This is a genomic window from Streptomyces sp. NPDC050211 (assembly GCF_040656035.1).
Classification (GTDB): domain Bacteria; phylum Actinomycetota; class Actinomycetes; order Streptomycetales; family Streptomycetaceae; genus Streptomyces.
Genome location: NZ_JBFALC010000017.1, coordinates 30,727 through 42,633 on the forward strand (window position 1 = coordinate 30,727; position 11,907 = coordinate 42,633).

General features: G+C 69.7%; 10 protein-coding genes. 8 read left to right on the forward strand and 2 right to left on the reverse strand.

All coding sequences use genetic code 11. The features are described 5' to 3' along the window. The first annotated feature begins 113 nt into the window (after positions 1 to 113). Positions 114 to 2,570 carry a DNA topoisomerase IV subunit A gene (locus AB0I98_RS19335; protein ID WP_362943045.1) on the forward strand — a complete coding sequence of 819 codons (2,457 nt, stop codon included), beginning with the start codon at positions 114 to 116 and terminating at the stop codon, positions 2,568 to 2,570. Here AB0I98_RS19335 and AB0I98_RS19340 read toward each other — a convergent pair. Then, complete coding sequence (locus tag AB0I98_RS19340; RefSeq protein ID WP_362943048.1) at positions 2,567 to 3,631, reverse strand: GTP-binding protein; 1,065 nt, start codon at positions 3,629 to 3,631, stop codon at positions 2,567 to 2,569. The genes AB0I98_RS19335 and AB0I98_RS19340 overlap by 4 nt on opposite strands. A 317-nt stretch (positions 3,632 to 3,948) precedes the next feature. Here AB0I98_RS19340 and AB0I98_RS19345 point away from each other — a divergent pair, with 317 nt between their 5' ends. From AB0I98_RS19345 to AB0I98_RS19355, 3 genes are all read left to right on the forward strand, one after another. Further along, positions 3,949 to 4,506 (forward strand): DUF6082 family protein, encoded by a 558-nt coding sequence (locus tag AB0I98_RS19345; protein WP_362943050.1) that lies wholly within the window; start codon positions 3,949 to 3,951, stop codon positions 4,504 to 4,506. Between the two features lie 259 nt (positions 4,507 to 4,765). Beyond that, complete coding sequence (locus AB0I98_RS19350) at positions 4,766 to 5,005, forward strand: hypothetical protein (protein ID WP_362943052.1); 240 nt, start codon at positions 4,766 to 4,768, stop codon at positions 5,003 to 5,005. A 145-nt stretch (positions 5,006 to 5,150) separates the two neighbouring features. Beyond that, on the forward strand, positions 5,151 to 5,840 hold the full coding sequence (locus AB0I98_RS19355) for a DUF6082 family protein (RefSeq protein ID WP_362943055.1): 690 nt from the start codon (positions 5,151 to 5,153) through the stop codon (positions 5,838 to 5,840). Between the two features lie 15 nt (positions 5,841 to 5,855). Here AB0I98_RS19355 and AB0I98_RS19360 read toward each other — a convergent pair whose 3' ends face one another. Next, positions 5,856 to 7,022: a citrate synthase/methylcitrate synthase gene (locus AB0I98_RS19360; RefSeq protein WP_362943058.1), complete on the reverse strand. Its 1,167-nt coding sequence runs from the start codon at positions 7,020 to 7,022 to the stop codon at positions 5,856 to 5,858. Between the two features lie 110 nt (positions 7,023 to 7,132). On the opposite strand from AB0I98_RS19360, the gene AB0I98_RS19365 reads away from it, so the two are divergent. From AB0I98_RS19365 to AB0I98_RS19380, 4 genes are all read left to right on the forward strand, one after another. After that, on the forward strand, positions 7,133 to 8,389 hold the full coding sequence (locus tag AB0I98_RS19365) for a citrate synthase (protein WP_362943060.1): 1,257 nt from the start codon (positions 7,133 to 7,135) through the stop codon (positions 8,387 to 8,389). Between the two features lie 53 nt (positions 8,390 to 8,442). Then, positions 8,443 to 9,384 carry a sucrase ferredoxin gene (locus AB0I98_RS19370; protein WP_362943063.1) on the forward strand — a complete coding sequence of 314 codons (942 nt, stop codon included), beginning with the start codon at positions 8,443 to 8,445 and terminating at the stop codon, positions 9,382 to 9,384. Between the two features lie 127 nt (positions 9,385 to 9,511). Further along, positions 9,512 to 11,188, forward strand: coding sequence for a sensor histidine kinase (locus AB0I98_RS19375; protein ID WP_362943066.1), 1,677 nt, complete (start codon positions 9,512 to 9,514; stop codon positions 11,186 to 11,188). Next, positions 11,185 to 11,865 carry a response regulator gene (locus tag AB0I98_RS19380; protein WP_362943069.1) on the forward strand — a complete coding sequence of 227 codons (681 nt, stop codon included), beginning with the start codon at positions 11,185 to 11,187 and terminating at the stop codon, positions 11,863 to 11,865. Before AB0I98_RS19375 ends, AB0I98_RS19380 begins: the two co-directional genes overlap by 4 nt. Positions 11,866 to 11,907 lie beyond the last annotated feature (42 nt).

Here is an 11,907-nt window from a genome sequence, read left to right on the forward strand (position 1 = left end):
TGGTCCGCGTTGTCAGTGCCGCGGTCCACAATGGTCCGCGTCAGACTCATTCAACGCTTCAGCAAGAGCGCGCCCGTGGGCGAGCGACCAGTAGACAGAGGAGCCAGGCAGCGATGGCCCGCCGCAGCACGAAGACCCCGCCGCCCGACGACTCGTACGAGGAGCGGATCCTCGACATCGACGTCGTGGACGAAATGCAGGGCTCCTTCCTCGAGTACGCGTACTCGGTCATCTACTCCCGAGCCCTGCCGGACGCCCGCGACGGCCTCAAGCCGGTGCACCGCCGCATCGTCTACCAGATGAACGAGATGGGCGTGCGCCCCGACCGCGGCTATGTGAAGTGCGCCCGCGTCGTCGGCGAGGTCATGGGTAAGTTGCATCCGCACGGCGACGCGTCGATCTACGACGCTCTGGTGCGCATGGCCCAGCCCTTCTCGATGCGTGTCCCCCTGGTCGACGGCCATGGCAACTTCGGCTCGCTGGGCAATGACGACCCGCCCGCCGCCATGCGGTACACCGAGTGCCGGATGGCCGAGGCCACGGGCCTGATGACGGAGTCGATCGACGAGGACACCGTCGACTTCACCCCGAACTACGACGGCCAGGAGCGGGAGCCGGTGGCCCTGCCCGCCGCCTTCCCGAACCTCCTGGTCAACGGCGCCTCGGGCATCGCGGTCGGTATGGCAACGAACATGCCGCCGCACAACCTGCGCGAGGTGATCGCGGCCGCCCGCCATCTGATCCGGCACCCCGGCGCCGATCTCGACGCCCTGATGAAGCACGTCCCCGGCCCCGACCTGCCCACCGGCGGCCGGATCGTCGGCCTGTCCGGCATCCGGGACGCCTACGAGACGGGCCGCGGCACCTTCAAGATCCGCGCCACGGTCTCGGTGGAGACGGTCACCGCGCGCCGCAAGGGGCTCGTCATCACCGAGCTGCCCTTCACGGTCGGCCCGGAAAAGGTGATCGCCAAGATCAAGGATCTGGTCGGCTCGAAGAAGCTGCAGGGCATCGCCGACGTCAAGGACCTCACCGACCGTGCGCACGGCCTGCGCCTGGTCATCGAGATCAAGAACGGCTTCGTGCCGGAAGCCGTCCTGGAGCAGCTCTACAAGCTGACGCCGATGGAGGAGTCCTTCGGCATCAACAACGTGGCGCTGGTCGACGGCCAGCCGCTCACGCTGGGCCTGAAGGAACTGCTGGAGGTCTATCTCGACCACCGCTTCAACGTCGTGCGGCGCCGCAGCGAGTTCCGCCGGGGCAAGCGCCGCGACCGGCTGCACCTGGTGGAGGGCCTGCTCACCGCCCTGGTGGACATCGACGAGGTCATCCGCCTCATCCGCTCCAGCGACAACTCCGCGCAGGCCAAGCAGCGCCTGATGGAGCGCTTCTCGCTGAGCGAGATCCAGACGCAGTACATCCTGGACACGCCGCTGCGCCGCCTCACCAAGTACGACCGGATCGAGCTGGAGTCCGAGAAGGACCGCCTGAAGGCGGAGATCGAGGAGCTGACCCGGATCCTGGAGTCGGACGCGGAGCTGCGCAAGCTGGTCTCCGCCGAACTGGCCGCGGTGTCCAAGAAGTTCGGCACCGACCGGCGTACGGTCCTGATGGAGTCCGCGGGCTCCCAGGTCGCCGCCGTTCCGCTCCAGGTGGCGGACGACCCGTGCCGGGTGCTGCTGTCCTCGACGGGTCTGCTGGCCCGTACGGCCAACGGCGACCCGTTCGCGGAGGACGCCGACGCGCGCCGGACCAAGCACGACGTGATCGTCTCGGCGGTACCGGCCACGGCCCGCGGTGAGATCGGCGCGGTCACCTCGTCCGGCCGTCTGCTCCGGATCAACGTCGTCGACCTGCCGCAGCTCCCGGACACGGCGGCGACGCCGAACCTCGCGGGCGGCGCCCCGCTGGCCGAGTTCGTGTCCCTGGAGGACGACGAGACGGTGGTCTGCCTGACCACGCTCGACGAGTCGTCCCCAGGTCTGGCGCTCGGCACCGCGCAGGGCGTGGTCAAGCGGGTGGTCCCCGACTACCCGTCCAACAAGGAGGAGTTGGAGGTCATCACCCTCAAGGAGGGTGACCGGATCGTCGGCGCGGTCGAGCTGCGCACCGGCGAGGAGGACCTGGTCTTCATCACGGATGACGCCCAACTACTGCGCTACCAGGCCTCGCAGGTCCGCCCGCAGGGCCGCGCCGCGGGCGGTATGACGGGCATCAAGCTCACCGAGGGCGCCAAGGTCATCTCGTTCACGGCGGTCGACCCGGCGGCCGACGCGGTGGTCTTCACCGTCGCCGGCTCGCGCGGCACGCTGGACGACTCCGTGCAGACGACGGCCAAGCTGACTCCGTTCGACCAGTACCCGCGCAAGGGCCGCGCCACCGGCGGCGTGCGCTGCCAGCGCTTCCTCAAGGGCGAGGACTGTCTCTCCCTGGCCTGGGCGGGCCCCGTCCCGGCGCGGGCCGCGCAGAAGAACGGCACACCGGCCGACCTCCCGGAGATCGACCCGCGCCGCGACGGCTCGGGCGTGTCCCTGGCGAAGACGGTGTCGGTGGTGGCGGGGCCGGTCTAGAGACCCGGCTCCTCAAGATCCCCTTCGGGATCCTGTACGTAGCGCAGGACGCCCCACATGCCGTGCTCGTCGGCGTGTGGGGCGTCGTCCTTGCACGCCTCCATCTCCTTGCCGAGGGCCGGGGCATCGATGCCGGCGCCGATGAGGACGAGCTGGGTCACGCGCGCGTCGCCGGAGCCCCAGGACTCGGGACGGAACCGGAGGAACCGGCCGACGGCATGGACGCCGTACCGGTTGTTCGCGTCATGGGGGCCGAAGTCGACATACCCCTTGATCCGGTACAGCCCCTCGGGCCTGCTGTCGAGGAACTCCATCAACCGGCGTGGGTTCAGGGGCACTTCGGAGGTGAAGGACAGGCTGTCGTAGGCCGCGTGCAGATGACCGGCGTGGTCGTGGCCGTCTGCCCCGTGATCGTGGAGGTCGTCGAAGGTGAGCTGCCCGATGCGCTCGCCCGCGGGGCGGCAGTCGAAGAGGAACTCGGGGTCGATGCGGCCGTAGGTGGCGGGGACGACGGCGGCGCGGTCGACTAGGGACCGGACGACGCCGAGGACCCGCTCACCGTCGGGCGCCCGGTCGACTTTGTTCACGACGACGAGGTCGGCGAGGGCGAGATGCCGGTCGATCTCGGGGTGCTTCGCGCGCGTGCCGTCGAACTCGGCGGCGTCGACGACCTCGATCAGACCGCCGTACACGATCCCCGGATGCTCACTGGCGAGCACCATCCGCACCAGCTCCTGCGGCTCGGCCAGGCCGCTGGCCTCGATGACGATGACGTCGATACCGGCCGAGGGCCGGGCGAGCCGGTCGAGGTAGAGATCGAGTTCACTGACGTCGACGGCACAGCACAGGCAGCCGTTCCCGAGCGACACGGTGGAGTCGCCGAGCGCGCCCGCCACGGCCATCGCATCGATCTCGATGGCGCCGAAGTCGTTGACGATGGCCCCGATACGGCTGCCGCCGCTGCGGTGGAGCAGATGGTTGAGCAGCGTCGTCTTCCCGGAGCCCAGGAATCCGGCGAGCACGACGACCGGGATCTGCGGTGGGCTCGAGCGCGGACCCAAAGTGCGACCTCTTTCATGTCCAGGCGTACACCGGCTCACAGCTCGGCGTCTGTTCGAGGATTGAATTCCGGCCCAGGATACGAGCCGTGAGAGTCACCGCGGAGTGAACGATTGTTAGCAGCACTCGCGGGGCAGACGTTCGACAAGGCGCCGGAGTGTGCGACCCTCGCATCCCTCTGTGCGCCTCCTCTCCGCCTCCCCGCCGATCAGAGCCGCTCGGCACCCTGGAGGCGGCAAGCGCCGCCCATCGCTCGCCGGTCCCCAACAGTCGACCCGCACCCGACGACCGGCGGACGGTCGCCTGATCGGGGGTTGACATGGCCACACGGGAATTCGGCATACGCGGACTCGGTGCCGCTACCGTGGCAGGGCTCGGCATGGCGGCCGGAGCACTGATCGCCATGGCGGCACAGCGCCAGACACTTGCCTCCCTGCGGGTGCGACTGGAGCACCTGGAGCGGGCCGCGCACAGCCAGGAGCACACCAATCTCGCCAATCAGCAGCGCCTGCACTGGGAACTGCTGAGCAAAGCGATCGACGACCCCGAACTTGCGGAAGTGCTCGATCTCTACGAGGGCACGGTATCTTCCAAGCAGCGGCGCCAATATATATTCGCCAATGCTCTCTACACCAATCTGCTCTTCTACTATCGAATCGGCAACCTCAGCCGCGACGAATTCTTCAAGCACGCCCGCGGCATATTTCAAAGCCCCATCGTCAGAGAATATTGGTATGCCACGCGCCAACAGCGCGCCAGCATTTCGGACACGGATGAGGCCGATCTCGGACTGATGGTCGACGAACTCCTGCGTCAATTGGAGGATGCGGATTCCGAAGAGTGGTGGGTCGTCGGTGAGGTGCCGGACGCCCCATGACCCATCGCGTCACTGTAAACTCCGACCCCCCTCTCGTCACCCCGGAGCGGGGATCCCACCTACAGGCGTTACGGATCAAGAACCGGCACGTTCTTCCAGGTGATGGGGGCTGACCAGTGCGCAACCGCGCGAGGAGCCGCCCCCCAGGAGGAAGCGTTGCTCCACGCCGCCGGTGATCGAGGTCCGCCCTACAGGGACGCCCACACGGCGCAGCAGCAGTGGGCAGGCACACGTGCCTTGAGACCAAAGGAAATCAACAGTGAGTCAGATCATCCGCCGCCTGGGTGTGCCTCCACGTGAGCGAGGCAGCACCTCCAGTGCCACGTGCCCGGATATCTTCGAATTGGCGGACGGAAGTTTTGCCGTTATCGGAACAGACGCGACTGACTCACTGGATGCGCAACTGCCCGCCGATGCCGCTCGCGCCGACTACGAACGCATCGTGGTTATCACCCGTGAAACCCTGATCAAGGCCAAGGGTGACATTCCTGACGCATAATAGATAGTCGCCGGCCACGTTTATCGCTTCATTCTGGCGTATCGAACTGCACTTACCTAGAAAAGGCCCCAGGGCTCGGCACAACGCTTGGTGCCGAGCCCTGTCGGTTTCCCACCTCGTCGTTCATCTGTCCCGGGAGGACGCGATGCCGCCTGTACCCACTCGACACCCGATTGCCAAGCTGTCCTTCGCCGCGCTGCTCGGCACGGTGCTGGTCGGCGCCGCGTCGATCGTCGTCGGAGGCTGGTTGATAGACGGTGTCGTATGGGCCGAAGGCGACCGTCGATCAGCTGCGGAGCAGAGTTCCATCGGTGACTACTTCGGCGGCGTCAGCACTTTGTTCTCGGGGCTGGCACTGTTACTGCTCGTTGCCACGTTGCTGTTCCAACAGCGCGAGTTACGCCTGCAGCGCGAAGAACTGATGCTGCAACGCCAGGAGTTGGTGTCATCACGCGGGGAACTTCGCCGAAGCGCGGAAGCAGACCTGCGGGGGCTTCATCTGCAGATGACGCAGATGGCGATGTCCGACCCGTCTTTGGCTGAGGTGTGGAACGACCTCCCGACCTCGTCCCCCACGGAGCTGCGGCAGGATCTGTTCGCCAACTTGACCTTCAACCACTACGTCCTGCTTTACAGCTGGGGCAGCGTGTCCGAAGCGGATCTGCTGGTCTACGCGCGCCTTGTGCTGCGCAGTCCGGTCTTCCAGCGCTATTGGAACGCAACTCGCCCGAGCAAGGTCGACCTGCCTCCCGACAGTGCCGAGGGACGCGTGTTCCGCCTCTTCGAGCAGGCCCTGGCCGACCCAGACCCAGGTGTGCGTCCCACCACACCGTGACGCCCCCCTGAGCGTTCAGGCTGCCTTCGGCACCGCCGCCGGAGCCGCCGGCCCCACATACCGCGCCACCGGACGGATGATCTTCGAGTCCTCCGCCTGTTCCAGGATGTTGGCGCTCCAGCCCACCGCCCGCGCCACCGCGAACGTGGGGGTGAACATCTCGCGCGGCAGACCGCAGAGTTCCATGACCACGCCTGCGTAGAACTCGACGTTCGTGTGGAGTTCGCGGCCGGGCTTCAGCTCGGCGAGGATCGCCTCGACCCGCCGCTCGACCTCGACGGCGAAGTCGACACGCGGGCCACCGAAGCGCTGGGCGATCTCGCGGAGCATCCGGGAGCGGGGGTCCTCCGTGCGGTAGACGGGGTGGCCGAAGCCCATGATGCGGTCGCCGGCCAGGACGCGCTCGCGGATCCAGGAGTCGATGCGTTCGGGCGTGCCGATGGCGTCCAGGGTGTCGAGTGCCCGGCTGGGAGCCCCACCGTGCAGCGGGCCGGACAGCGCGCCCACGGCTCCCACGAGGCACGCGGCCACATCCGCTCCGGTTGAGGTGATGACGCGCGCTGTAAAGGTTGATGCGTTGAAGCCGTGATCAATGGTTGAGATCAAGTATTGCTCGATCGCCCGGGTCCGCTGCGGATCCGGCTCCGAACCCGTCAACATGTACAGGTAGTTCGCCGCGTACGAGAGGTCCTCGCGCGGCTCCACCGGCTCGAGGCCCTTTCCCAGCCGGTGCAGTGCGGTCAGCAGCGTCGGCACGGCGGCGGCCGCTACGAGGGTGTCCCGGCGGCGCCGGTCCGCGTCGATGTCGTACACCGGCCGGAAGCCCCTGGCCGCCCCCAGCAACGACAGTGCCGTACGCATACCGGCGAGCGGGCCGGACCGGGCGCTCGCCGCCGCGATGACGGGCAGCGCCACGCGCACCTCGTCGGGCAGTCGGCGCAGGGCGGCGGTCTCGTCGGAGAACGCGGCACCGCGCTCGGCGTCCGGCAGCTCGCCGAGGACCAGGAGATGCCAGACGTCCTCGAAGCTGCGGGTCTGCGCGAGCTCGACGGCCGAGTACTGGCGGTAGTGGTAGAAGCCTTCGAGCCCCCGCACGTCGCCGATCTCGGTGTCGGTCACGACGACACCCGCGAGCCCTCGCGGTACGTCGACGAGGGTGGTTGCGGACCTGTTGACGGACATGATTTCCTCCCTGAACTTGATTTGACTGTCCACTCTTGACTCGATCTCTGTCAATATTGATTGAATCAATCTGAGATCAATGAATCTGCAAGACGGATACGGTGACCTCCATGCCCGATCAAGAACCCGCCCCCAGTCGCTCGGAACGGCGGCTGAGCACCAAGGAGGCCGCCGAGCTTCTGGGTGTGAAGGCCGAGACCGTGTACGCCTACGTGAGCCGCGGTCAGCTCAGCAGCCGCCGAGTGCCGGGCGGCCGGAGCAGCACCTTCGACGCGAAGGAGGTCGAGGCGCTGGCACGGCGCAACAGGCGGGCCGGCGGCGGGAGTCCGAGCTCGGGCGGCGAGCTGTCCGTGCGCACCCGCATCACGCTCATCGACACGGACCGGTACTACTACCGGGGAGTCGACGCGACCGAGCTGGCCGCACGCCACTCCTACGAAGAGGTCGCCGAGTGGCTGTGGACCGGACAGCTGCGCCCCGGCACCGTCTTCACCGCCCCCGAGACGTCCGTCGCCGTCGCCCGACGCGCCGTCGCCGCGCTGCCCGAACACACCGACCCGGCCGACCGGTTGCGGGTTGCCGCGATCGCCGCCGCGACGGCGGATCCGCTGCGCTTCGACCTGTCCGAGGAAGCTGTTCTCGGCACGGCCCGCACCCTCATCCCCACGCTCGTCGCCGCTCTGCCGCCGATACGACCCGGTCACGGCGACGAGGGCCCGCTGGCCCACCGGCTGTGGGCACGGCTCAGCGGACGGCAGGCCGACGAGGCCTCGCTGCGCGTCCTGGACACCGCGCTCGGACTGCTCGTCGACCACGACCTGGCTGCCTCCACACTCGCGGTACGCGTCGCCGCGTCGGCCCGCGCACACGCCTACGCGGCCGTCTCCGCGGGCCTCGGCGTCATCGAGGGCCCCCTGCACGGCGCCGCGAGCGGACTCGTCCACCGGCTGCTGCTGGACGTCCTCGACCAGGGCGACGCCGGGCCCGTGATCGCGGACGAACTGCGCTCCGGGCGCCGTATCCCGGGACTCGGCCACCGGCTCTACGCCGGCGAGGATCCACGCGCGCGTGCCCTGTTCGCCCTGCTGGAGGAGATCCCCCGGGCCGCACCCGCCCTTGCCGCGGCCCGCGACATCGTGGCCACCACCGCCCGGCACACCCCGCTGCACGCCAACGTCGACCTGGCACTCGCCGTGCTCACCGCATCCAGCGGGATGCCTGCCACGGCCGGCGAGACGATCTTCGCTGTGGCCCGTACGGCGGGCTGGATCGCCCACGCCCTGGAGGAGTACGGCGAGCGCCCGCTGCGTATGCGCCCGAGCGGGCTCTACGAGGGCCCGAGACCGCCCCAACCGCTGCCGGAGTAGGACTCGAGCAGGCCGGAAGTCGCTCTGGATCAAGTCAGGTTAGGCTCACCTCTGTGAGTACGTGTGCAAGCGTCTCCCGAGACCTCGACGAGCCCATTTCGGGAACCGCGGCGACCGCGACGACCTGGCTGCTGCTGGAGCAGCCGGGTCCCTGGGGTGTCAAGGCGCTCACTTCGAGCCATCTGGATCCCACGCTGGGCCGCGCCCTGGAGACCGCCGCCGAGGGCACGGGCGTACGCGTCGCACTCATCCGACGCCCCGGACGCCACGCCGACCTCGGCACCCCCACCGCGCGTCAGGTGTACGTGTCCCACACGGTGCCCGGCAACGTGTGGCTGCACGGGGCCACCGTCCGCGACCCGTGGCGCCTGCTGGACCTCGACTTCGCCGCGCTCGGCAGAGGCGAGCACCGCAGTGTCGGCACGGCGCTCGGCGGGCGGCCCCACACCGGTGATCCGCTCGCGCTCGTGTGCACCAACGGCAAGCGGGACCGCTGCTGCGCGCTTCTCGGCCGTCCCTTGGCGGCCGCACTCGCCGCCTCCGGGGTCGAGGGTGTCTGGGAAGTCACCCATCTGGGCGGTCACCGCTTCTCGCCGACGCTGCTCGTCCTGCCGTACGGCTACGCCTACGGCAGGGTCGAGGCGCCCGCCGTCAGGGAGATCCTGCACGCCGTGCAGGAGGAACGGATCGTCCTGGAGGGATGCCGGGGCAGCTCGGCCTGGGAACGGCCCGCTCAGGCGGCCGAGCTCGCGGTCCGCACGGCGGCCCGCGAATGCACCGCGGACGCGCTGACGGTCGTACGGACGGACGGCGCGGCACCGCGCTGGGAGGTGACCGTCGCGCACGCGGACGGACGCCACTGGCGCGTGGTCGTCGCCCAGGGTGCGTCGCTGCCGCCCCGCCCGGAGAGCTGCGGCGCGTCCGTGCTCGGCTCACCCGCGCGGATGGACGTGGTGGCGGTGCGCGAGCTGACACCGGCCGCGCTCGCGAGCTGACCGCACGACCGACTTCCGGGGTACCGCAGCTCAGCGTGTCCGCGGGCAGCGCCTGTCCATGCGTTGATCAAGAGATCCATGCCACACCCCTACGGCTGCTCCGGCACGTCCGCGTAACGTCTTGGGTATGAGCCCCACTCCCCCCGCACGCCGTCTGCGGCTCGGTCTGCCGCGCCGGGTGTTCTCGCAGGTGCTGCTGATGCAGGTGGCGATCGCCGCGGGCGTCGCGGTGCTCGCGACCGGGCTGTTCCTCGCGCCGCTCAGCGACCAGCTGGACGACCAGGCGATGCGCCGAGCGCTCTCGATCGCACAGACCGCAGCGGCCCAACCGCAGCTCGCGGAGCAGGTCGAGCACACTCCGCCGACGGCCGGCGGGCCGGTTCAGCGGGAGGCGGAGAAGATCCGCAAGGCCACCAAGGCCGAGTACATCGTGATCATGGACACTCGCGGAGTGCGCTGGTCGCACACCGAGCCCGCGCAGATCGGCAAGCACGTCTCCACCGACCCCAGCGAGGCGCTCGCCGGCCAGGAGGTCATGGAGATCGACGAGGGCACACTGGGACGCTCCGCACGGGGCAAGGTGCCGCTGCGGGACAGCGACGGGGAGATCGTCGGGGCGGTCTCGGTGGGCATCGCGTACGACAGCGTCCGGGCCCTGCTGATCCACGCGATCCCGGAGCTGCTGGCCTACGCGGGCGGAGCCCTGGCCGTCGGCGCGCTGGCCGCCTGGGTCATCTCCCGGCGGGTCCAGCGGCAGACCCGGGACCTGGCCTTCTCCGACATCTCGGGACTGCTCGCGGAGCGCGAGGCCATGCTCCACGGCATCCGGGAGGGTGTCGTCGCCCTGGACCGCGCGGGCCGGGTCCGCCTCCTCAACGACGAGGCGCAGCGCCTGCTGAGCATCGGCGACGAGGCCGTGGGCCGCTCCCCCGACGAGGCGCTCGGCGAGGGACGTACCGCCGATGTCCTGTCCGGGCGGGTGACGGGCACCGATCTGCTCACGGTGCGCGGCCAGCGTGTCCTGATCGCCAACCGGATGCCCACCGACGACGGCGGCGCCGTCGCCACCCTGCGCGACCGCACCGAGCTGGAGCAGCTGGGCCGGGAACTCGACTCGACGCGCGGCCTGATCGACGCCCTGCGCGCCCAGGACCACGAGCACGCCAACCGCATGCACACGCTCCTGGGCCTGCTCGAGCTGGAGATGTACGACGACGCCGTGGACTTCGTGGGAGAGGTGGTCGGCGACCACCGGGCGACGGCGGAGCAGGTCACGGAGAAGATCGAGGACCCCCTGCTCGCCGCTGTGCTGGTCGGCAAGGCGACCGTCGCCGCGGAGCGCGGAGTCGCCCTGCGCGTCTCGGACCGCACGCGGCTGCCGGACCGGCTGGTCGATCCGCGCGGGCTGGTCACGGTCGTCGGCAACCTCGTCGACAACGCTCTCGACGCGGTCGGGGGCACGATGCACGCGCGCGTGGAGGTCGAATTGCGCGCCGAGGGACGGACCGTCGTCCTCAGGGTGCGCGACACGGGGCCCGGGATCCCTGCGGAGCAGCGGGAGTTGGTCTTCACCGAGGGGTGGTCCACCAAGCAGCCGCCGGCGCACGGCAAGCGCGGGATCGGGCTCTCCCTGGTGCGCAGGCTGGCCGAGCGGCAGGGGGGCAGCGCGGCTGTGGGCGAGGCGCACGGCGGGGGCGCGGAGTTCACCGTCGTCCTGCCCGAGGCACTGACCGAGCCGGACCTGGAACCGGCCCTCACGGTCCCGTCGGCACCGGCGAGCGCCGCCGAGGAGGAGTCGCGATGATCGAGGTCCTGGTCGTGGACGACGACACCCGGGTCGCCCGGGTGAACGCCGCCTACGTCGAGAAGGTGCCAGGCTTCCATGTGGCCGGCGAGGCGCACAGCGCGGAGGAGGCGCTGCGCCAGGTGGAGTCGCTGCCGCGGCTGGACCTCGTCCTCATGGACCACTATCTGCCCGACGAGACGGGACTCGCGGTCGTCCAGGAGATGCGCCGCCGCGGCCACCAGACCGACGTGATCATGGTGACGGCGGCCCGGGACATCACGACCGTGCAGGCGGCGATGCGACAGGGCGCGTTGCAGTACCTGGTCAAGCCGTTCGCCTTCGCGGGGCTGCGGGCCAAGCTGGAGGCCTATGCGGAGCTGCGCCGCACCCTCGACGGCGGCGGCGAGGCCGAGCAGGCCGAGGTGGACCGTATCTTCGGCGCGCTCTCGGCACCGTCGGAGCCCGACCTGCCCAAAGGGCACTCCCCCACCACCGTGGAGCTGGTCCGTCAGTGCCTGATGAGCGCCGGCGGACCGCTGTCGGCCCAGGAGATCGCCGAGCGGACCGGGGTGAGCCGCCAGACCGCCCAGCGCTATCTGAAGCTCCTGGAACGCACCGGACGGGCCCGTCTCACCCTCAAGTACGGCGACGCGGGCCGCCCGGAACACCGTTACGTGTGGGCGACCCGCGCCTGAGGACACGGCCCGGGTGGGGGCGGGGAAGGGACCGTGCCCCCT